Source organism: Hydrogenophaga sp. (assembly GCF_011772445.1).
GTDB lineage: Bacteria > Pseudomonadota > Gammaproteobacteria > Burkholderiales > Burkholderiaceae_C > Hydrogenophaga.
Genome location: NZ_WVZN01000045.1, coordinates 100,772 through 120,625, shown reverse-complemented (window position 1 = coordinate 120,625; position 19,854 = coordinate 100,772). Strand labels below are relative to the sequence as shown.

Sequence of the window (19,854 nt, the reverse complement as noted above, 5' to 3'; positions counted from 1 at the left end):
AACAGAAGGAGACAGCGCATGAGTTCCGATCCCCAAGGCCTGACACGCCGCCACCTCGTGGGCGCCGCCGGCGCGGCGCTGGGCCTGTCCGCCCTGCCATTGGCCGCGCGCGCCCAGGCCTGGCAGCCCACGCAGCCCATCACCATCCTCGTGGGCTTCGCGCCCGGCGGCTCGGCCGACCAGATCGCGCGCCAGCTCTCCTACGCAGCCAAGGACATCATCCCCGTGCCGGTGGTGGTGAACAACCGCGTGGGCGCGGCCGGCGCCATCGCCGCGCAGGCCACGGCCGACGCCAAGCCCGACGGCACCACCGTGTTCGTGGGCGGCGGCAGCGAGACCACCTCGGTCGGCCATTTCCGCCCGCTCAACTACGACTCGCGCAAGTCTTTCACGCCCATCATCAAGGTCTCGCGCGCGCCCAGCATCCTGGCCGTGCGCGCCGACTCGCCCTTCGCCGACATGAAGGCGCTCATCGCCGAGGCGAAGAAGGCGCCCGAGAAGGTCTCCTATGGTTCCACCGGCGAAGGCGGCATCTTCCACGCCACCGGCATCGTGTTCGAGAAGGCCGCCGGCCTGAAGCTGCTGCACGTGCCCTACCGCGGCGCAGCCGACTCGATGACCGCTCTGCTCGCGGGCCAGGTGGACAGTGCCTTCGGCGCCTACGAGGAGATGAAGCCCATGATCGACGCGGGCCGCGTGCGCCCGCTGGCGCTGTTCTCGCGCTCGCGCCTGCCGGCCCTGCCCGAGGTGCCCACCATGACCGAACTGGGTGTGCCCGTGGCGCTGGACAACATGAAGGGCCTGATGGCGCCGGCGAATCTGCCCGAGCCCATCAAGCGTTACCTGCACGACGCTTTCCACAAGGCCATGCAGACGCCGGGCTGGAAGGACTACGTGGCCAAGTCGGGTCTGACGCAGGACTACGCCGACGGCGCAGCCTTCCAGGCCGAAATCGTCTCCGCCGTGGACCTCATCGGCAAGGCCATCGGCAAATGAGTCGCGCGCCCGGTTCAACGCTCGGCTTCATCGGCCTGGGTGCCATGGGCGCCGGCATGGCCGGCTGCCTGCTGCGCAAAGGCCACCCGCTGAAGGTCTTCGCGCGCGAGGCGCACGCCGTGCAGGCCCTGGTGGACCTGGGCGCCACGGCGGGCAGCTCCTCGGCCGACGTGGGCCGGGGCAGCGCCATCGTGTTCCTCAGCCTGCCCGACGACGCGGTGGTGCGCGAGGTGCTGTTCGGCGACGACGGCCTGGTGCACGGCCTGGCGGCGGGCAGCGTGGTGGTGGACACCAGCACCATCGCCGCCGCCTCGGCGCGCGAGTTCGCGGGCGCGCTCGCGGCGCGCGGCATCGCCTTCGTCGACGCACCCGTGAGCGGCGGCCAGCAGGGCGCGGCCGATGGCGTGCTGAGCTGCATGGTGGGCGGAGAGACCGCCGCCGTGGAGGCCTGCCGCGAAGCGCTGGGCGCCTTCTGCAAGAGCGTGCTGCACGTGGGCGGCGTGGGCGCGGGCCAGGTGGTGAAGGCCTGCAACCAGGTGGCCGTGGCCGGTGCGCTGCTGGGCGTGGCCGACGCCATCGCGCTGGCACAGGCCGAGGGCGTGGACCTGGCGCAGATGCGCGAGGCCCTGCTGGGCGGCGCCGCGCGCAGCTTCTCGCTGGAGAAGCACGCCCCGCGCATCGCGGCGAAGCAGTTCACGCCGGGCTTTCGCGCGGTGCTGATGCGCAAGGACCTGCGCCTGGCGCTGCAGGGCGCGCAAGGCACCGGCACCGTGCTGCCCACCGCCGCGCTGGCCGAACAACTGTTGAACACCCTGTGCGAAGGCGGCCGCGCCGACTGGGACTGGGCCGCGCTCGCGCTGCAGGTGCAGGCGCTGTCCGGCAAGCCGCTGCCTGAGCACCGCGAGCCCAGAGCATGAGCCGACTCCCCGACGCGCCAGCCGCCCCCCGGTGGCTGCAGCGCGTGCTGTGCCTCGACGATTTCGAGAACGAAGCGCGCCGCCACTTGCCCCGCCCCGTGTTCGGCTACGTGGCCGGCGCGGCCGAGACCAACCAGTCCTTCCGCGCCAACCGCGACGCCTTCCAGGCCTGGCAGATGGTGCCGCGCGTGCTGGTGGACATCACGCCGCGCGACATGGGCGTCGAATTGTGTGGCCGCCGTTGGGCCACGCCCTTCGGCGTGGCGCCCATGGGCCTGGCCGCGCTCTCGGCCTACCGGGGCGACCTCGTCATCGCCCAGGCCGCGCGGCGCGAGAACATTCCCTTCGTGCTCAGCGGCTCCTCGCTGATCCGGATGGAAGAGGTGATCGCGGTGAACCCCGACGCCTGGTTCCAGGCCTACCTGCCGGGCGACGACGCGGGCATCCTCGCGCTGCTGGACCGCGTGAAGGCCGCGGGCTTTCGCACGCTCGTGATCACGCTGGACACGCCCGCCGCCGCCAACCGCGAAAGCAACCTGCGCGCGGGTTTCACCATCCCCGTGCGGCCCGGGCCGCGCCTGGCCTGGCAGGGCATCACGCACCCGCGCTGGCTGTTCGGCACCTTCCTGCGCACGCTGGTGCAGCACGGCATGCCGCACTTCGAGAACAGCTACGCGACGCGTGGCGCGCCCATCCTCTCGCCCAACGTGGAGCGCAACCTCTCCGACCGCGGCCACCTCAACTGGCGGCACCTGCAGATGATCCGCCGCGTGTGGAGCGGCGAGATCGTGGTGAAGGGCGTGCTCGATGCGCGCGACGCGCGGCGCGCGGCCGACGAGGGCTGCAACGGCGTGATCGTGAGCAACCACGGCGGGCGCCAGCTCGACGGCGCCGCCGCGCCGCTGGCGGTGCTGCCGCGCATCGTCGAGGCCTGCCCCGACATCCCCGTGATGCTGGACAGCGGCGTGCGCCGCGGCAGCGACGTGCTCAAGGCCCTGGCCCTGGGCGCGCGCTTCGTCTTCGTCGGCCGCCCCTTCGCCTTCGCCGCCGCCGTGGCTGGCGAAGCCGGCGCGCTGCGCGCCATCGACCTGCTGCGTTCGGAGGTCTCCCGCAACATGGCCCTGATGGGCGTGCTGCGGCCCGACGAGCTGGACCCCAGCCACCTGATTCCCGCCCAAGGACACTGAACCATGCTCGGACTGCGCATCTTCCCCCTCACCCACCGCGTCGCGCCCGACCTCGTCGAGGCTTTCCGCGGCGTGCCCGTCGCCAACGTGAGCGACTGCATGACCCGCATGACCGCGGCCGGCGCGCGCCTGCGCCCGCTGAGCCGCGAGACGCGCCTGTCGGCGCCCGCCATCACCGTGAAAACGCGGCCCGGCGACAACCTCATGATCCACAAGGCGCTGGAGATCGCGCAGCCCGGCGACGTGATCGTGGTCGACGGTGGCGGTGACCTCAGCAACGCCCTGATCGGTGAGCTGATGACCACCTACGCGATCGCGCGTGGCATCGCCGGCTTCGTCATCAACGGCGCCATCCGCGACCTCGACGTGATCGGCGCGGGCGCCCTGCCCGTGTTCGCCGCGGGCGTGACGCACCGCGGCCCCTACAAGGACGGCCCGGGCGAGATCAACGTGCCCATCGCCATCGACGGCATGGTGATCCACCCGGGCGACCTGGTCATCGGCGACGCCGATGGCGTGCTGTGCGTGCCGCGGGACGAGGCGGCGAGCGTGCTGGAGGCCGCGCAGAAGAAGTCACAGGCCGAGCAGGTGACGCTGAAACAGATCGCCGAGGGTCGGCTCGAGACGGCCTGGATCGATCAGACGCTGGCGCGGATCGGGTTCAAGGGCTGAGCCGCCCTCACAACCGCACCCAGCCCATGCCCTCCCGATGGCTGCGCAGCACGGCCTCGATGAAGGCCATGCCCGCCAGTCCATCGTCCAGTCCCGGCAAAGCCACATCGGCCTCACCGCGCCAGGCGCGCGCGAAGTCGCGGTAGAGCTGGGCGAAGGCCTCGAGGTAGCCCTCGGGGTGGCCCGAGGGAATGCGGTGCGGCACCGCGAGGCCGCCCGGCCCGGCGGGCACGCCGCGGTAGAGGCACTGCGAGGGTTGCCCCGGCCGCGTGAGCCAGAGCTCCTCGGGCTTCTCCTGATCGAACTGCAGCGAGCCAGTGCTGCCGTACACGCGCAGGCGCAGGCCGTTACGGCTGCCGCTGGCCACCTGGCTGGCCCACAACATGCCGCGCGCGCCGCCTTCGTAGCGCAGCATCACCTGCACGTGGTCATCCAGCGCGCGTCCAGGCACGAAGGTGCTCAGTTCCGCCGCGAGTTCGCTCAGGCGCAGGCCGCTCACGTAGCCGGCCAGGTGGTAGGCGTGTGTGCCGATGTCGCCCAGGGCGCCGGCCGGGCCGGCTTGCAGCGGGTCGTTGCGCCACGCGGCCTGCTTGTTGCCCTGCTGTTCGATGGGCTCGCCCAGCCAGTCCTGCACGTACTCCACCTGCACGATGCGGATGTCGCCGATGGCGCCGTCGGCCACGAGTTCGCGCGCCTGGCGCACCATGGGGTAGCCGCTGTAGGTGTGCGTGAGCAGGAACAGCAGGCCGCGCTCGCGCACGCGCTGCGCCAGCGCCTCGGCTTCGGCCAGCGAGGTGGCCAGGGGCTTGTCGCAAATGATGTGAATGCCCTGCTCCGCGAAGGCGCGCGCCACGGGCACGTGCAGGTGGTTGGGCGTGACGATGGCGACCGCGTCGATGCCGTCGGGGCGCTGCGCCTCGGCACGCGCCATCTCGGCGTAGTCGGCGTAGCTGCGATCGGGCGCGATGTGCAGCGCGGCGGCGCTGGCGTGCGCGCGCACGGGTGTCGACGACAAGGCCCCGGCCACGAGTTCGAACTGGTCGTCGAGGCGCGCGGCGATGCGGTGCGCGGCACCAATGAAGCTGCCCTCGCCACCGCCGACCATGCCCAGGCGGATGCGCCGTGTGCTGCGCTCGTCGCTCATCGGTTCAGGCCCAGCAAGGTGGACAGCGTCTTCGCATCGCCCGCGCTGGCGGCGAAGTCGTCGAAGGCGCGGTCGGCCACGCGGATGATGTGCTCGCGGATGAAGCTGGCGCCTTCGCGCGCGCCGTCCTCGGGGTGCTTGAGGCAGCACTCCCATTCGAGCACCGCCCAGCCCGCGTAGTCGTATTGCGCCATCTTCGAGAAGATGGCCTTGAAGTCCACCTGCCCGTCACCCAGCGAACGAAAGCGCCCCGCGCGGTCGATCCAGTTCGAGAAACCGCCGTAAACGCCCTGTTTGCCGTTGGGGCGGAACTCGGCGTCCTTCACGTGAAAGGCGCGGATGCGCTCGTGGTAGTGGTCGATGAAGGCGAGGTAGTCGAGTTGCTGCAGCACGAAGTGGCTGGGGTCGTAGAGGATGGTGGCGCGCGGGTGCTGGCCCACCGCATCAAGGAAGCGCTCGAAGGTGACGCCGTCGTGCAGGTCCTCGCCGGGGTGCAGTTCGTAGCAGACGTCCACGCCCGCGTCGTCGAAGGCGTCGAGCACGGGGCGCCAGCGTCTGGCGAGTTCGGTGAAGGCGGCCTCCACCAGGCCAGGCGGGCGTTGCGGCCAGGGATACAGGTAGGGCCAGGCCAGCGCGCCCGAGAAGGAGGCGTGGGCCTTGAGGCCGAGCCGCTTGGAGGCCTGGGCCGCGAGCAGCAGTTGCTCGTGCGCCCACTGTGTGCGCGCGGCGGGGTTGCCGCGCACCTCGGGCGCCGCAAAGGCGTCGAACTGCAGGTCGTAGGCCGGGTGCACGCAGAGCAGCTGGCCCTGCAGGTGGGTGGACAGCTCCGTGACCTGCAGGCCGTGCGCGGCGAGGACGCCCTTCACCTCGTCGCAGTACGTGTCGCTCTCGGCGGCGCGCCTGAGGTCGAAGATGTGCGCGTCGCTGGTGGGGATCTGCACCCCCTTGTAGCCCAGCGAAGCGGCCCAGCCGGCCAGTCCCTCCAGCGTGTTGAAGGGCGCGGCCGCGCCGATGAACTGGGCCAGGAAGATCCCGGGGCCTTGAATCGTTTTCATGCGGGTCGTCCTGGCGCGCGTTCAGAACGGCGAGTCGGGGAAGTAGAAGTCCTTGGCGTTCTGCTTCGTGATGAGCACCGAAGGCACGATGGTCGAGGCCGGCAGCTTCTCGCCCTTCTTGCGCGCCAGCGCGGTCATCTTGATCGCCTCGTAGAGGAACTTGGGCGAGTAGGACACGTTGGCCTGGATCAGGGGGTTGCTGCCGTCCATGAGCGTCTTGATCATGGACTTGGCGCCGGCGCCGCCGAAGACGATCTTGATGTCCTTGCGTTTGGCCTGCTCGATGGCGCGCAGCACGCCGAAGGCCATGTCGTCGTCGGCGGCCCAGACGGCGTCGATGTCCTTGAAGCGCGTGAGGAAGTCCTGCATCACCTTGAAGGCGTCGTCGCGGTTCCAGTTGCCGTGTTTGGCGTCCAGGATCTTGATGCCGGGGTGGTTCTTCATCACCGCCGTGAACGCGTCCATGCGCTCGTTGTCGATGGTGGTGGGAATGCCGCGCAGCGCGACGATGTTGCCCTTGCCGTTGAGGAACTTGGCCAGGTACTCGGCCGGCACCTTGCCGAAGGCGGTGTTGTCGCCCGAGACATAGGCGTCCTGCGCGCTGGTGTCGGTGAGGCCGCGGTCGACCACCGTGACGTACACGCCCTTGGCCTTGACCTGCTGCACCGGGCGCGTGAGCGCCGCCGATTCGAAGGGCAGGATGACCAGCGAGTCGATCTTGGTCGCCGTCACCAGGTCCTGCAGCTGGTTGGCCTGTTCGGGCGCGCCGCTGGCGGTCTTGATGGTGACCTTGATGTCGGGGTCCTTCTCGAGCTCCTTCTTCGCCTCGTTGGCCCAGTACACCAGGCCGGCGGCGAAGCTGTGGGTGGCGGCCGGGATGGCCACGCCCAGGTTCACCTTGTTCTGGGCCTGCGCCAGCAGCGGGCTGGCCAGGCCGATGGCGGCCACGGCGGCCAGCGCGTGCAGACGGATGCGGTTCTTCATGCTTGTCTCCTTGAGGGTGGTGTTGCTGACAGAGAAAAGGAGGGCCTTGTTTCAAGCCCTAGGGACGCCGCCGCTGCATGAATGCGACGGCGATGATCACGAAGCCCTGCACCGCCGCGTTGAGGTACACGCTGATGATGCTGGTGAGGTTGAGGATGTTGCTGATGACCGAGAGCAGGATGGCGCCGACCACGGTGCCACCGATGCTGCCGGCGCCGCCGCGCAAGGCGGTGCCGCCCACGATGACGGCGGCGATGGCCTCCAGCTCCCACAGCAGGCCGGTGGTGGGCGAGGCCGAGCCCAGGCGGGGCACGTAGAGCAGCGTGGCGATGCCCACGCACACGCCGAGCAGGGTGTAGGTGAGCACCTTGGTGCGGTCCACATCCACCGCCGCGTAGCGCGCCACCTGTTCGTTGGAGCCGATGGCCTGCACGTAGCGACCATAGGCCGTGCGGTTGAGCAGCAGCGCGCCGCCGATGGCCACCAGCGCGAAGACCCACACGGGGATGGGCACGCCCAGCAGGCTGCCGTAGTAGACCGGGCCGTAGGCGTCGGCCAGGTCGTTGTCGAGCGCGAGCGCACCGCCATCGGCGAAGTAGGTGAGGTAGGCGCGGAAGATGCCGAGCGTGCCCAGCGTGACGATGAAGGGCTCGATGCGACCGCGCGTGATGAGCAGGCCGTGCGCGAAGCCGAACAGCGCGCCCAGCAACACCGCCGTGGCCATGCCGACCACCACCAGGGCCACGGGCGGCCAGCCCAGGGGCACCAGCTTGTTCATCAGCAGGATGGTGACGCCCGCGATGAGCGCGGCCATGGAGCCCACCGACAGGTCGATGCCGCCGGAGATGATGACGAAGCACATGCCCACGGCGATGATGCCGATGAAGGCGGTGCGCGTGAGCACGTTCATGGCGTTGGGCAGGGTGGCGAATTCGCTGTTGAGCCAGGTGCCCACCACGCAGAGCAGCACCAGCCCCAGCAGCGGGCCGAAAGACGGCAGGCGCCAGCGCCGCGCCGCGGGCGCGGCGGCGGTGGGGTCAGTGCGTTCCGGTGGCATGGGCGATCAGCTCCTGTTCGTTGAGGTGCTCGGCCGACAGCGTGGCCTGCAGGCGGCCCGCGCGCATCACCGCCACGCGGTGGCACAGGCCGATGAGTTCCATGAGTTCGGACGAGACCACGACCACCGCGCGGCCTTCATCGGCCAGGCGGCGGATGAGCGCGTAGATCTCGCGCTTGGCGCCGATGTCCACGCCGCGCGTGGGCTCGTCGAGCACCACCACGCGCGGGCCGGGGTGCAGCACCTTGGCCAGCGCCAGCTTCTGCTGGTTGCCGCCCGAGAGCGAGCCCGCCGGCACGGTGAGCGAGCCGGTGCGGATGCCGAAGTCGCGCACGGCCTGCTCCAGCGCGGCGGCCTCGCTCGCGGGCTTGAGCCAGGGTTGCGCGTGGCGTTGCAGCGCCATGAGAGTGAGGTTCTCGCGCAGGCCGAAGCGCACGTGCAGGCCACGGCCCTTGCGGTCTTCGCTGAGGTAGGTGAGGCCGGCGTCGGCCGCCTCGCGCGGCGAGCGCGGGCGCACCGCGCGGCCGGCGATCTCCACCGCGCGCGCCGTGCGCTCGCGCAGGCCCAGCAGGCCTTCGAACAGCTCGGTGCGCCCCGCGCCCACCAGGCCCGCGAAGCCGAAGACCTCGCCCGCGCGCACCTCGAAGCTCACGTCGTCGGCCCAGCCCGGCACGCACAGACCCTGCACCGAGAGCAGCACGGGCGCCTCGGCCGGCACGGCGTGGCGCGGCGGGTAGAGGTCGGCCAGCTCGCGGCCCACCATCAGGTTCGCCATCTGTGCTCGCGTGAGGGCGGCGGTGGGTTCGCGGGCGACGACGCGGCCATCGCGCATCACCACCACCTCATCGGTGATGCGTTCCACCTCGTCGAGCTTGTGCGAGATGAAGACGACGCAGACGCCCTCGGCCTTGAGGCGCGCCATGAGTTCGAACAGGCGGCCGGTCTCGCTGGGCGTGAGCGTGGCGGTGGGCTCGTCCATGATGAGCACGCGCGCGCGGCGCGACAGGGCCTTGGCGATTTCCACCAGTTGGCGCTCGGCCACGATGAGCTCGCGCACGCGCGTGTCGGGGTTCACCTTGTGCAGGCCCACCTCGTCGAGCACCGCGCGCGCACTGGCGCGCATGGCCGCGTCGTCCAGCCACCAGCCACTCCGCTTCTCGTGGCCCAGGAAGATGTTCTGCGCCACGGTGAGGTCTTCGGCCAGGTTGAACTCCTGGTGGATGAGCACGATGCCCTCGGCCTCGGCGGCGCGCGGGCCGTCGAAGCGCACCAGGCGGCCGTTGACCATCACGTCGCCCTCGCTCGGTGCTTCGTAGCCCGCGAGGATCTTCATCAGCGTGGACTTGCCCGCGCCGTTCTCGCCCAGCAGGCCGACGATGCGCCCGGGCTCGAAAGCCAGGTCGACGCCGTGCAGCACCTGCACCGGGCCGAAGCGCTTGACGATGCCGCGCAGTTCGACGCGCACGCCGCTCATGCCACCTCCATCCGCCGCAGGCTTTCCTGCATGGCCAGCACGCCCGCGCCGATCAGCCCGGCGCGCTCGCCCAGCGGCGTGTACTGGATCTCCAGGTGCCGCGTGGAGAGCGCGAGCGAGCGGTGGTACACGCTCTGGCGCACGGCGGCCAGGAACAGCGGGCCCACGCGCGTGATGCCGCCGCCGATGAACACGTGCGAGGGGTTGAAGAAGTTCACCACCGAGGCGAGCATCTGCCCCACCAGCGCGCCGGATCGCTGCATCACCTGGTTGGCCGCCATGTCGCCCGCGCGGCTGGCCTCGGCCACGTCCTGCAGGCGCAGCGGGCCGCGCTCGGCGATGAGGCGCGCGAGCAGCGGGCTCTGCCCGGCCTCGGCCGCCTCGGTGGCCATGCGCGCGATGGCGGGGCCGGCGGCCATGGCCTCCACGCAGCCCAGGTTGCCGCAGTGGCAGCGCGGGCCCTCGGGCACCACGCAGATGTGGCCCACGTCACCGGCCGAGCCGTTGGCGCCGCGGTAGACCTGGCCGTGGCAGACCACGCCGCAGCCGATGCCGGTGCCCACCTTCACCACGAGGAAGTTCTGCAGGCTGCGCTGCATGCGCCAGAGCTCGCCCAGCGCCATCACGTTGACGTCGTTGTCCACGAACACGGGCGCGGCGAAGTCGGTGGCGATGTCGTCGCGGATGGAGTAGGCGTCCCACTGCGGCATGAGCGGCGGGTTGACGAGTTGGCCGGTGTCGAAGTCCACCGGGCCGGGCAGGCCGATGCCGATGGCGATGACCTGGCGCGGCAGCACGCCGCACTGCGCGAGCAGCTCGCGCATGAGCGCGCGGATGCGCGCGAGCACGGGCACGGGGCCGTCGCGCACGTCGGCGGGTTCGCTGTGGTGGGCGAGCACGCTGAGGTCGGGGCTGAGGACGCCGACCTCCAGGCCGGTGGCGCCGACGGCCACGCCGATGAGCACGCCCAGGCTGCGGCTCAGGCGCAGGGTCTCGGCTCGGCGCCCGCCGGTGCTGGCGAGTTCGCCGGTGGGCTCCAGCAGGCCCTGTTCCAGCAGCTCGGCCACGGCGGCGTTGGCGCGGCTCTTGGAAAACGAGGACGCCGCGGCGAGCGCGTCGCGCGAGATGCCGCTTGCCCAGAACACGTGGTCGAGCAGCGTCTTTTCGCCGTTCTTGAGGCCTTTCCAGCTCACGTCTTGTCTCCTCTGCCTGTCCCCGAGGGAGCCCGGGCTGGCATTGCGGTGCATGCTAGTGGGTCGAATTCGGCCCGAAAAGTCCGAACTTTGACCCAAACAAGGTCGAATGAGGGCCAAGCCCGTGCGGGTATCGGGTCGATCGGATACTCGCGGTCTGCCCATGAACCTCAGCAACACACCCTCCCTGCCCCCGGACGTGTCGATCGTGGTGCTGTGCGCCGAGTGGTGCACGCAGTGCCGCGCCTTCCGCGAGGTGGCCGACGGCCTGCCCGCCGAGGCGCTGCGCTGGGTGGACATCGAAGACGAGGGGCTGGACGCGGACGAGCTGGAGATCACCGCGTTTCCGAGCGTGGCGATCCTGTGGCCGGCGGGGGTGCTGCGTTACCTGGGGCCGGTGCGGGCGGACCGGGAGGGGTTTCTGGCGGCGGTGGGGCAGTTGCATCGGCTGCCGGAACGGGCGGTACCCGAGGCGCTTCAGGCTGTCCTGTCTCCTTGAGACTGCGGGCGGAGACCACGCGAGGATCGGGCGCCAGGGCGCTCTGTTCCGCGAATGTCCCCCGGGCGGCTGCGCCGCCCTCCTCCTTTATTTCGCTACACAGAGCGCCCTGTCACCCGATCCCCCCACACCGTGGCACGCCAACAGGTGTTGGTGTGCCTGCACCTGGCTGCCCGAGGACACTGGGTGGCCGACGCAGCGAAATAAAGGAGGAGCCAAGGGCGCAGCCCTTGGCGGGGGACATTCGCGGAGTCGGGCACCCAGTGGCCTCGGGCCACCACCAACCAGGCAGCCCAGCAAACCTCACCCCACCAACCGCCCCAGCGTCTTCAGCGCCGCGTCGAGTTGCTCAACCCTCGGATGTCCCACGTTCAATCGCACGTGGTGACGGAAGCGCCGGTCGGCCGAAAACAAGGGCCCCGGCGCCAGGCTGATGTGCCGCGCCAGCGCCGCCTGCTGCAAAGCCATGGCGTCCACCGCCTCCGGCAGCTCCACCCACAGGAAGTACCCACCCTCCGGCCGCGTGACGCGCGTGCCTTCGGGAAAGTACTTCTCGATGCCCAGCAAGGCGCGCTGCTGCCGCGCCGCCAACGCCGTGCGCAGTTGGCGCAGGTGCTTGTCGAACGCGCCGTGCTGCAGAAAATGCAGCACCGCCAGTTGCGCCGGCACCGACACACCCAGCGTGCTCATGAACTTGAGCCGGTTCACCTGCGGCGCGAAACGCCCCGCCGACACCCAGCCCACCCGATACCCCGGCGCCAGCGACTTGGAGAACGAACTGCAGTGCATCACGCCGCCGTGCCGGTCCCAGGCCTTGGCCGGCAGCGGACGCTGCGCGCCGAAGTACAGCTCGGCGTACACGTCGTCCTCGATCAGCGGCACCTCGTGGCGCGCCAGCAGCTCCACCATGGCCCGCTTGGCGTTCTCGGGCATGAGCGCGCCCAGCGGGTTCTGAAAGCTGGGCATGAACCAGCAGGCCTTCACCGGGTGGCGCCGCAGCACCTCGGCCAGCGAATCGACCTGCACGCCGGTGCGCGGGTGCGTGGCCACTTCCACCGCCTTGAGCCGCAAGCGCTCCAGCGTCTGCAGGCAGCCGTAGAACGCGGGCGATTCGATGGCCACCACGTCGCCGGGCTGGGTGACGGCCTGCAGGCCGAGCGTGAGCGCCTCCATGGCGCCGCTGGTGATGACCACCTCGTCCACGCCGATGCTCAGGCCCTGCGCCACGCCGCGCAGGGCGATCTGGCGCCGCAGTTCGGCGTTGCCGGGCGTGAGGTCTTCCAGCAATTGGCGCGGGTCGAGCCGGCGCATGGCCGCGCCCATGCCGCGCGCCAGTCGCTCGAGCGGGAACAGCTCGGGCGAGGGAAAGGCCGAGCCCAGGGGCGCGACCTGGCGGTCGCGCACCGAACCGAGCACGGCCTGCACCACGTCGTTCACGGCGACGTCCTGCGAGCCCGGGACCGGGTCCGCGCCGCGCGGTTCTTCCCGTGGGGCGGGCACGGCCTTCACGAAGTAGCCCGCGCGCGGGCGCGCCTCGACCAGGCCGCGCGCCTCCAGCCGGTAGTAGGCCTCGAACACGGTGGCCGGGCTGAGGCCGCGGCTGGCCACGGTGTCGCGCACCGAGGGCAGGCGGTCGCCAATGGCCAGCGTGCCGCTGGCGATAAGTGCCTCGATGTCGTTGGCGAGCGCTTCGTATTTGATGGTCACGGGTCGGGGGAAACGGCCGCTGATTCGGCTGATCCGGTCGATTTGAACGCAATCTGCCTCTACCGCCGGCGCCCGGCCTGGCGCACAGTGTCGGGTGTGAGATTCCCCCGACTTCCCCACCTGCTGCTGGCCGCCGCGCTGGCGCTGCCCGCACTGGCCGCCCAGGCGGCCGACCCCCTGCCCGCGGACCCGATGGCCCGCCGCATGCTGGCCTGCGTGGCCTGCCACGGCCAGGACGGCCGCGCCACCAACCAGGGCTACTTTCCGCGCATCGCGGGCAAGCCCGCGGGCTACCTCTACAACCAGCTCCTGCACTTCCGCGAGGGCCGGCGCATCAATGCGACCATGGCCCATCTGGTCGAGCACATGTCCGACGCTTATCTGCGCGACATCGCCGGCTACTTCGCGGGGCTGGACCTGCCCTACCCCGCGCCGCAGACCACGGGTGCGCCACCCGCCGTGCTGGCGCGAGGCGAACAGCTCGTGCGGGTGGGCGACGCGGCCCTGGGCGTGCCGGCCTGCGCCTCGTGCCATGGCGCCGCGATGACGGGCATCCAGCCCGCCATGCCCGGCCTGCTGGGCCTGCCGCGCGACTACCTGCTGGGCCAGTTCGGCGCCTGGCGCAACGGCCTGCGCAAGGCCAGCGCGCCCGACTGCATGGGCGAGATCGCACGCCGCCTGAGCCCGGACGACGTGAGCGCGATGGCGGTGTGGCTGTCGTCGCAACCTGTCACGGGTGGGGCCGCGCCCGCCAGCGCCGCGCCCGATCCCTGGCCGATGCGCTGCGGCAGCGCGGAGGTGCTGAAATGAAACACCCCCCGCGCGGCCTCGCCGGCATTCGCCTCATCGCCGCCCTGCTGCTGGTCCTGGTGATCGCCGGGGCCCTGTGGGTGTGGCAGGCCACCCGGTTGATCCCGGTGGAGCCCGGCCCGAGCGTGCCGCACACGGCCGGGCTCGTGGAGCGCGGGGCCTACCTGGCGCGCGCGGGCAACTGCGCGGCCTGCCACACCGAACGCGGCGGCGCGGCCTACGCCGGAGGCAAAGGCATCGCCACGCCCTTCGGCACCGTGTACGCCTCCAACCTGACGCCCGACGCCGAAACCGGCATCGGCCGCTGGAGCGCGGACGACTTCTGGCGCGCGCTGCACCACGGCCAGTCGCGCGACGGGCGCCTGCTCTACCCCGCCTTCCCCTACCCCGACTACGCCCGCGTGACACGCGAGGACAGCGACGCGCTGCATGCGTTCCTGCTGAGTCTGCCGCCCGTGCGCGAGCCCAACCGCACGCACACGCTGCGCTTTCCGTACGACACGCAGGCCGCGCTGGTGGCCTGGCGCAGCCTGTTCTTCTCGCCCGAGCCTTTCCGCCCGGACACCACGCAGCCCGCCGAGTGGAACCGCGGCGCGTACCTGACGCTGGGCCTGGGCCATTGCATGGCCTGCCACGCGCCGCGCAACGCGCTGGGTGCCACCGCGAACAAGCCCGACTTCAGCGGCGGGCAGATCCCCATGCAGGGCTGGTACGCGCCCTCTCTGGCCTCACCGAAGGAAGCCGGCGTGCAGGACTGGCCGCTGGACGAGGTGGTGCGCCTGCTGCGCGACGGCCACGGCGCGCGCGGCGCGGCGATGGGCCCGATGGCCGAGGTGGTGGCCGGCAGCACGAGTCACCTGCGCGAAGCCGACCTGCGATCGATGGGCCTGTACCTGCAATCGCTGCCCGTGGTGGAGCCACCCGCGCCCGACGCCGAATCCGCCGAGCCGCAGGTGCTGGCGCTGGGCCAGCGCCTGTACGCCGCCAAGTGCGCCCTGTGCCATGGAGAGAACGGCCTCAGCACCGAGCCCGAGTTCCCTTCGCTGGACGGTCACCGCACGGTGACCATGGCGTCCAGCGCCAACCTGCTGCGCGTGATCATCGGCGGCGGTTTCCCGCCCACCACGCCGGGCAACCCCGCGCCCTACGGCATGCCGCCGTTCGGACAGGAGCTGTCGGACGCGGAGATCGCGGCGCTGGCCAGCTACGTGCGCGGCGCCTGGAGCAACCGGGCCTCGCGCGTATTGCCGCTGGAGGTGCAGAGGATCCGCTGATCGCCGGCGCAGCGCGATTCGCGCAGGAAGCGCGGCAGGTCCCAGCCCGCGCCCAGCAGCACCATGCGGGTGTGGAAGTCCTCCAGGGTCGCGGTGTCGACCTCGTTGCCGAGCCAGTGCAGGGCCTTGTCGCGCAGCGCGACGAAGCCCAGCGGGTGGCGCCGCGCCAGCGCGCGCCACAGCGCGTGCGCGCCGGGCGACTGGCGCGGCCCGCTGATGAGGCACAGGCCCGCGTCCAGCGCCCAGCCGTAGACCGCGCTGGCCACACCGCGCCGCCGGTAGGCCGGCGCATAACGCGAGTGCGGGCCGCGCAACACGCGGTCGGCGCGCCGGTCGAGTTCGATCAGGCGGTTGAACACGGTGACGCCGGCCAGCCGGTCCAGCGTGGTGTCCTGCACGTAGACGTAGTGCTCGCCATCGGCCTCGCGGTGGCGCAGCACCAGGCCGGGCAGGCCCGAGGGCAGCGTCGCGCAGCGGTGCAAGGCGTCACCCGGTGTGCGCAGCCGCCGCTGCAGGCGGCGCAGGTCGGCGTCCACGGCTTCGGCGGGCAACTCCACGTCGATGCGCAGTTCCATCGGGGTGCGATTCCAGGGCGGCCACAGGGAGCCCGTTGGAGCGACGAGCGCAGACACGCTCAGGCCTCCACGACCGGTTCGACCCAGCAACCGCTCAGGAGATCGACGGGCCGTGCCGACGCGCTCACGCGCGCGCTGCTGGCCCAGTCCTCACGCTGTACGCACAGGCCGGCGTACACGCCGTAGCCGGCGCCAGCGGTGATTTCGCCCCCGGCGCTCAGGCTTTCGCCGGCGCGGATCGCGCCGCGCGTGGTGATGGGCCCGCCGGCCTTGATGCCCCAGCCCGCGTCGAGGTGCGCGCCGCAATCGATCGCGCCGTCCACCAGCACGCCGTCAACGGCGCGCACGCTGGCGCCGGTGCGCAAGGTATCGCGCACACGCAGGCTGCGGCCCACGCGCACCTCGCCATCCACCACCAGCACGCCGCCCACGCTGGCCTGCGCGACGACGTCCAGATCGCGGCGGCACACCAACTCGCGCGCGCAGCGCAACTGGCCACCCACGCGCACCGCGCCGTCCGCGAGCACCGACGCGGCCTGCAGATCGCCACCGGCGTCGATGGACACGGCCTCGATGGCACCACCGGCCACGATGGCTTCGCCCGCCACCACGTCGCGGCCAGCCCGGATGGCACCATTCGCGCGGATGCCGCGGCCGGCGCGCACCAAGGTGCCGGCGTCGATGTCACCGCGCACCTCGATCGCGCCCGCAAACACGATGGCCTCGCACGAGAGCGAGTCGAGCCGCAGCACGGCGTGCGTGGGGCCGAACTGCGCGAGCAGCCAGCAGGCGTCCTCCACGCGGCCGTCAGCCACCAACGCGTCGAGCACGGGCTGGTAGTCGTTGCCCTGCGGGTGGTGGCGCAGGAACCAGCGGAAACCGTCCGCGCAGGGGTTCTTGGCTTTCACGAAGCCCTTGGAGAGTTCCATGCCCATCACCCCCGCCAGCCGATCGCCCGCGCGATCCACGACCACCAGGACCCGCGCGGCAGCGGCACCACCAGCGCGTCGGCGCCCAGCTCGGCGATGGCGCGCACACGCTCGCGCGCGGCCCCCACCGACCAGGGCCGCCAGCGATGGCCGATGAGCACCAGCCCCGGCCGCACGGCCTGCACGTGCTGGCGCAGGCGCTCGTTCATGTCGCCCGTCAGCACGGCGATCGCCGTCTCGCAACCAGCCGCGCGCAAGGGGGCCGACAGCGTGTCGAGCGCCTGGAAGGCCTGCACGCGCAACTGGCGGAACACGTGGTCGAACACGGTCATCTCCACCGCGTCGCGCGCATCGGGCGGTGGCGCCGACGTCGACAGGACATGCACCAGTTGCACCGTGCGCCCCTGGGCGAACACGCGCGCCCAGTGCATCAGCTCGCGCTCCGGCGGTGCGGTGCGGGCGAAGCACGACAGCAGGGCGCCATCGGGCTCGTCCGCGGCGTTCACCACCCACAACGGCCCCTGCCCTTCGCGCAACAGCAGCGACTGCAGGTCCGGGGCGAGGCGCGATCGGCGGGGCCGCTCGTTGGCGTCGAGCAGACAGGTGAGGCTGGCCTTGCGCGTCAGGCGAAGCAACTGGTAGCTGCTGCGCACCTCGTGTTCGACCACCTCGACCGCGATGCCGTGCAGGCGCCGAACGAAGCGCGCGCGCTGCGCCAGCCGCGCCAGTGGATCGACCAGCCCCGTGGGGCGGCTGCCAGCGTAGTACGCCAGGCGCAACCCGGCGCCCATGGCCGCCGCCGTGCGCGCGACCTTGGCGAGGTGGCCGCCGGTAAGCGCCGACAGCGTGGTCAGCACCAGCAGCCAGGGCGGTGCGGGGACATCGTGCGCGCGCACGTGGGCGGGCGAGTTCATTGACTCGCGCAGGGGCACGCCGCCCCCCGCGATGAGGGAAGAAAATTTCATGGCAGATGCTCCATCCGCGCCAAGCGCGGCGAGGGTGCTTCCCGTCAGCTCGTGTAGTCGCCGCTGGCCTCGGGCTGGAACAGGATGGACTCGATCACCAGTTCACGTTCCTGCCCGGCAGGCAGCGCGCTGCGCACGCGCTCGCCCACGCGTCGCCCGATGAGCGCGGCGCCCATGGGCGACAGCACGGAGATGAAGCCCGTGTCGGGTTCAGCATCGGCCGGGTAGCACAGCGTGAGCTTGCTCACCTCCGCCGAGGTCCGGTCGCGCACGAGCACCTGCGAGTACATCGTGACCACATCGGCCGGTACGCGCTGCGAGGGCACGATGTCGGCTTCGGCCAGCAGGGCCGCCAGGGCCGTGCCACGCGCGGCGTCCTGCAGCTTGCTCAGGCGCGCGTGGTCCAGTTCGGTGAGCAGACACTCACCCCATACGATGGAAGACATGAAAACACTCCTTCGGGTCGCCGCGTGCCGAACGGGCTCACGGCATGGCTCGCACCGGTTGGGTGGGCCCGGCGATGAAGGTGTGCGTTCGAGGGGGAAGGGTTATCGCCGGGCGGAGGAATGTGCGGCCAGCAGACGGTGGCCGCGCAGGGCCGTGGACTGGCCCTGATCCTGACGCACGCACGCGAACACGCGCGCGGCGGCGCGCAGCGAGTGGGCGTGCATCTGGCAAGTGGGCATGGGCGGGAGTCTAGGCAGGGGCTGCAGGAGCGTCAAACCGGTGCACGCAATGTCGCACGTGAGCGCGGGGTTGAACTGCGGTAGGCTCAGCCTCTCGACCACTGGCCGAGCATGCCCGCCGCTTCACGCATGCCCCCCACCGACAACAGCCTCTCTCCCATCGCCCCGCTGCGGCTACCCGTGTTCCGCATGTTGTGGAGCACCTGGCTCGTGGCCAACCTGTGCATGTGGATGAACGACGTGGCGGCGGCGTGGATGATGACCTCGCTGACCACCACGCCGATCTGGGTGGCGCTGGTACAGACGGCCTCCACGCTGCCGGTCTTCCTCCTCGGTCTGCCGAGCGGCGCGCTGGCCGACAACCTCGACCGCAAGCGTTACTACCTCGTCACGCAACTGTGGGTGGCGGTCGTGGCCACCATCCTCAGCGGCTTCGTCTTCTTCGGCGTCATCTCGCCCGCGCTGCTGCTGGCACTCGTCTTTCTCAATGGCATCGGCCTGGCGATGCGCTGGCCGGTGTTCTCCGCCATCGTGCCCGAGCTGGTGCCGCGCGAACAACTGCCCGCGGCGCTGGCGCTCAACGGCGTGTCGATGAACGCCTCGCGCATCATCGGACCGCTGGTGGCTGGCGCGCTGATCGCCGGCGCGGGCAGCGCGTGGGTCTTCCTGCTCAATGCCGTGCTGTCCCTGGCAGCGGCCGCGCTCATCGCGCGCTGGCACCGCGAGCACAAGCCCAACCCCCTGGGCCGTGAACGACTGAGCACCGCCATGCGCGTCGGCTGGCAGTACGTGTCGCAGTCCTACCTGCTCAAGGGCGTGCTGCTGCGCATCTGGATCTTCTTTTTCCACTCCACCGCCTTGCTGGCCCTGCTCGCGCTGCTGGCGCGCGGCATGCAAGGCGGCGGCGCCGGCACCTTCACGCTGCTGCTCGCCTCCATGGGGGCGGGGGCCATCGTCTCCACGGCTTTCCTGCCGCGCCTGCGCCGCCACTACGCGCGCGACGCGCTGGTGCTGCGCGGCGCGATCCTGCAGGCGGTGGCCATGGCGGTGATGGCCATGACCGATCGGGTGTGGGTCGCGGTGCCCGCCATGTTCTTCGGTGGCGCGGCCTGGATCACCACCGCCAACACGCTGAGCGTGTCCATCCAGATGGGCCTGCCCGACTGGGTGCGCGCGCGCGGCATGTCGATCTACCAGATGGCCATCATGGGCGCCAGCGCAAGCGGTGCCGCCCTGTGGGGGCAGATCGCCACCTGGACCAGCCTGCCCATCAGCCTGGGCATCGCGGCGGTGAGCGGCTGGCTCGCCATGGCGGCGGCCAACCGCTGGATGCCCGACAGCGGACAGGAGGACGACCTGACGCCCAAGCGTGTGATCACGGCGCCGGTGATCGAGTCGCCACCGAAACAGGGGCACATCATGCTGACCATCGAGTACCTGATCGAGCCGGCGCGCGCCCGCGAATTCCGCGAGCTGATGTTCAACGAGAGCCGGCGCAGCCGCTTGCGCCAGGGCGCTCTGTCGTGGGAGCTGCTGCACGACATCAACGAGCCCGGTCGTTTCGTTGAAGTCATCGTCGACGAATCGTGGACGGACCACTTGCGCCGCTTCGACCGCGCCACGGCGTCCGATGTCGCGTTGCGTGATCGCCGCCTGGCCTTTCACATCGGCCTGGAACCGCCGAAGGTCACGCGCAGCCTGATGGAGACGACGGTAAGGGGCGCTTGAGC

The 19,854-nt window shown here is 71.2% G+C and carries 19 protein-coding genes; 8 read left to right on the top strand and 11 right to left on the bottom strand.

The window, feature by feature from the left end:
* Window positions 1-18 precede the first annotated feature (18 nt).
* The 4 genes from GTO19_RS18770 to GTO19_RS18755 are packed head-to-tail and all read left to right on the top strand — an operon-like array spanning window position 19 to window position 3,772.
* The gene (locus GTO19_RS18770) at window positions 19-996 is read left to right on the top strand and encodes a tripartite tricarboxylate transporter substrate binding protein (protein ID WP_291023547.1); all 978 of its coding nucleotides are present in this window, start codon (window positions 19-21) and stop codon (window positions 994-996) included.
* Window positions 993-1,913 (top strand): NAD(P)-dependent oxidoreductase, encoded by a 921-nt coding sequence (locus GTO19_RS18765; RefSeq protein WP_291023545.1) that lies wholly within the window; start codon window positions 993-995, stop codon window positions 1,911-1,913. The genes GTO19_RS18770 and GTO19_RS18765 overlap by 4 nt, the downstream gene beginning before the upstream one ends.
* Complete coding sequence (locus GTO19_RS18760) at window positions 1,910-3,100, top strand: alpha-hydroxy acid oxidase (RefSeq protein ID WP_291023543.1); 1,191 nt, start codon at window positions 1,910-1,912, stop codon at window positions 3,098-3,100. The genes GTO19_RS18765 and GTO19_RS18760 overlap by 4 nt, the downstream gene beginning before the upstream one ends.
* A 3-nt stretch (window positions 3,101-3,103) precedes the next feature.
* On the top strand, window positions 3,104-3,772 hold the full coding sequence (locus GTO19_RS18755) for an RraA family protein (RefSeq protein WP_291023541.1): 669 nt from the start codon (window positions 3,104-3,106) through the stop codon (window positions 3,770-3,772).
* Between the two features lie 7 nt (window positions 3,773-3,779).
* On the opposite strand, the gene GTO19_RS18750 is transcribed toward GTO19_RS18755, so the two are convergent.
* Genes GTO19_RS18750 through GTO19_RS18725 form a run of 6 tightly spaced genes read right to left on the bottom strand, consistent with a single transcriptional unit; the run spans window position 3,780 to window position 10,679 of the window.
* Window positions 3,780-4,916 (bottom strand): Gfo/Idh/MocA family oxidoreductase, encoded by a 1,137-nt coding sequence (locus tag GTO19_RS18750; RefSeq protein ID WP_291023539.1) that lies wholly within the window; start codon window positions 4,914-4,916, stop codon window positions 3,780-3,782.
* On the bottom strand, window positions 4,913-5,971 hold the full coding sequence (locus GTO19_RS18745; RefSeq protein WP_291023536.1) for a sugar phosphate isomerase/epimerase: 1,059 nt from the start codon (window positions 5,969-5,971) through the stop codon (window positions 4,913-4,915). Before GTO19_RS18745 ends, GTO19_RS18750 begins: the two co-directional genes overlap by 4 nt.
* 21 nt (window positions 5,972-5,992) lie before the next feature.
* Window positions 5,993-6,955: a substrate-binding domain-containing protein gene (locus GTO19_RS18740; protein ID WP_291023534.1), complete on the bottom strand. Its 963-nt coding sequence runs from the start codon at window positions 6,953-6,955 to the stop codon at window positions 5,993-5,995.
* 58 nt (window positions 6,956-7,013) lie between these two features.
* Window positions 7,014-8,012, bottom strand: a complete 999-nt coding sequence (locus GTO19_RS18735; RefSeq protein WP_291023533.1) for an ABC transporter permease — start codon at window positions 8,010-8,012, stop codon at window positions 7,014-7,016.
* Complete coding sequence (locus GTO19_RS18730; protein ID WP_291023530.1) at window positions 7,993-9,486, bottom strand: sugar ABC transporter ATP-binding protein; 1,494 nt, start codon at window positions 9,484-9,486, stop codon at window positions 7,993-7,995. The genes GTO19_RS18735 and GTO19_RS18730 overlap by 20 nt, the downstream gene beginning before the upstream one ends.
* The gene (locus GTO19_RS18725; RefSeq protein ID WP_291023528.1) at window positions 9,483-10,679 is read right to left on the bottom strand and encodes an ROK family transcriptional regulator; all 1,197 of its coding nucleotides are present in this window, start codon (window positions 10,677-10,679) and stop codon (window positions 9,483-9,485) included. Before GTO19_RS18725 ends, GTO19_RS18730 begins: the two co-directional genes overlap by 4 nt.
* Window positions 10,680-10,842: 163 nt before the next feature.
* Here GTO19_RS18725 and GTO19_RS18720 point away from each other — a divergent pair, with 163 nt between their 5' ends.
* The gene (locus GTO19_RS18720; RefSeq protein WP_291023525.1) at window positions 10,843-11,178 is read left to right on the top strand and encodes a hypothetical protein; all 336 of its coding nucleotides are present in this window, start codon (window positions 10,843-10,845) and stop codon (window positions 11,176-11,178) included.
* A gap of 303 nt (window positions 11,179-11,481) precedes the next feature.
* On the opposite strand, the gene GTO19_RS18715 is transcribed toward GTO19_RS18720, so the two are convergent.
* Window positions 11,482-12,885: a PLP-dependent aminotransferase family protein gene (locus GTO19_RS18715; protein ID WP_291023523.1), complete on the bottom strand. Its 1,404-nt coding sequence runs from the start codon at window positions 12,883-12,885 to the stop codon at window positions 11,482-11,484.
* An 87-nt stretch (window positions 12,886-12,972) separates the two neighbouring features.
* On the opposite strand from GTO19_RS18715, the gene GTO19_RS18710 reads away from it, so the two are divergent.
* Both GTO19_RS18710 and GTO19_RS18705 read left to right on the top strand, forming a co-directional pair.
* Window positions 12,973-13,695: a c-type cytochrome gene (locus tag GTO19_RS18710; protein ID WP_291023659.1), complete on the top strand. Its 723-nt coding sequence runs from the start codon at window positions 12,973-12,975 to the stop codon at window positions 13,693-13,695.
* On the top strand, window positions 13,692-14,969 hold the full coding sequence (locus GTO19_RS18705) for a cytochrome c (RefSeq protein WP_291023520.1): 1,278 nt from the start codon (window positions 13,692-13,694) through the stop codon (window positions 14,967-14,969). The genes GTO19_RS18710 and GTO19_RS18705 overlap by 4 nt, the downstream gene beginning before the upstream one ends.
* Here GTO19_RS18705 and GTO19_RS18700 read toward each other — a convergent pair.
* The 4 genes from GTO19_RS18700 to GTO19_RS18685 are packed head-to-tail and all read right to left on the bottom strand — an operon-like array spanning window position 14,900 to window position 17,884.
* On the bottom strand, window positions 14,900-15,544 hold the full coding sequence (locus tag GTO19_RS18700; protein ID WP_291023518.1) for an N-acetyltransferase: 645 nt from the start codon (window positions 15,542-15,544) through the stop codon (window positions 14,900-14,902). The two genes, GTO19_RS18705 and GTO19_RS18700, sit on opposite strands and share 70 nt — an antisense overlap.
* A gap of 59 nt (window positions 15,545-15,603) precedes the next feature.
* Window positions 15,604-16,473: a hypothetical protein gene (locus GTO19_RS18695; protein WP_291023515.1), complete on the bottom strand. Its 870-nt coding sequence runs from the start codon at window positions 16,471-16,473 to the stop codon at window positions 15,604-15,606.
* 5 nt (window positions 16,474-16,478) lie between these two features.
* On the bottom strand, window positions 16,479-17,438 hold the full coding sequence (locus GTO19_RS18690) for a hypothetical protein (protein WP_291023513.1): 960 nt from the start codon (window positions 17,436-17,438) through the stop codon (window positions 16,479-16,481).
* Window positions 17,439-17,482: 44 nt separating this feature from the next.
* The gene (locus GTO19_RS18685; protein WP_291023510.1) at window positions 17,483-17,884 is read right to left on the bottom strand and encodes a GreA/GreB family elongation factor; all 402 of its coding nucleotides are present in this window, start codon (window positions 17,882-17,884) and stop codon (window positions 17,483-17,485) included.
* Window positions 17,885-18,253: 369 nt separating this feature from the next.
* Here GTO19_RS18685 and GTO19_RS18680 point away from each other — a divergent pair, with 369 nt between their 5' ends.
* Window positions 18,254-19,852 (top strand): MFS transporter, encoded by a 1,599-nt coding sequence (locus tag GTO19_RS18680; protein WP_291026349.1) that lies wholly within the window; start codon window positions 18,254-18,256, stop codon window positions 19,850-19,852.
* Window positions 19,853-19,854 lie beyond the last annotated feature (2 nt).

Excerpts from the sequence above, each read along its gene's own strand:
- GTO19_RS18770 (WP_291023547.1), top strand. The coding sequence starts at position 19 with ATGAGTTCCGATCCCCAAGGCCTGACACGCCGCCACCTCGTGGGCGCC.
- GTO19_RS18765 (WP_291023545.1), top strand. The coding sequence starts at position 993 with ATGAGTCGCGCGCCCGGTTCAACGCTCGGCTTCATCGGCCTGGGTGCC.
- GTO19_RS18760 (WP_291023543.1), top strand. The coding sequence starts at position 1,910 with ATGAGCCGACTCCCCGACGCGCCAGCCGCCCCCCGGTGGCTGCAGCGC.
- GTO19_RS18755 (WP_291023541.1), top strand. The coding sequence starts at position 3,104 with ATGCTCGGACTGCGCATCTTCCCCCTCACCCACCGCGTCGCGCCCGAC.
- GTO19_RS18750 (WP_291023539.1), bottom strand. The coding sequence starts at position 4,916 with ATGAGCGACGAGCGCAGCACACGGCGCATCCGCCTGGGCATGGTCGGC.
- GTO19_RS18745 (WP_291023536.1), bottom strand. The coding sequence starts at position 5,971 with ATGAAAACGATTCAAGGCCCCGGGATCTTCCTGGCCCAGTTCATCGGC.
- GTO19_RS18740 (WP_291023534.1), bottom strand. The coding sequence starts at position 6,955 with ATGAAGAACCGCATCCGTCTGCACGCGCTGGCCGCCGTGGCCGCCATC.
- GTO19_RS18735 (WP_291023533.1), bottom strand. The coding sequence starts at position 8,012 with ATGCCACCGGAACGCACTGACCCCACCGCCGCCGCGCCCGCGGCGCGG.
- GTO19_RS18730 (WP_291023530.1), bottom strand. The coding sequence starts at position 9,486 with ATGAGCGGCGTGCGCGTCGAACTGCGCGGCATCGTCAAGCGCTTCGGC.
- GTO19_RS18720 (WP_291023525.1), top strand. The coding sequence starts at position 10,843 with ATGAACCTCAGCAACACACCCTCCCTGCCCCCGGACGTGTCGATCGTG.
- GTO19_RS18705 (WP_291023520.1), top strand. The coding sequence starts at position 13,692 with ATGAAACACCCCCCGCGCGGCCTCGCCGGCATTCGCCTCATCGCCGCC.
- GTO19_RS18700 (WP_291023518.1), bottom strand. The coding sequence starts at position 15,544 with ATGGAACTGCGCATCGACGTGGAGTTGCCCGCCGAAGCCGTGGACGCC.
- GTO19_RS18695 (WP_291023515.1), bottom strand. The coding sequence starts at position 16,473 with ATGGAACTCTCCAAGGGCTTCGTGAAAGCCAAGAACCCCTGCGCGGAC.
- GTO19_RS18690 (WP_291023513.1), bottom strand. The coding sequence starts at position 17,438 with ATGAAATTTTCTTCCCTCATCGCGGGGGGCGGCGTGCCCCTGCGCGAG.
- GTO19_RS18685 (WP_291023510.1), bottom strand. The coding sequence starts at position 17,884 with ATGTCTTCCATCGTATGGGGTGAGTGTCTGCTCACCGAACTGGACCAC.
- GTO19_RS18680 (WP_291026349.1), top strand. The coding sequence starts at position 18,254 with ATGCCCCCCACCGACAACAGCCTCTCTCCCATCGCCCCGCTGCGGCTA.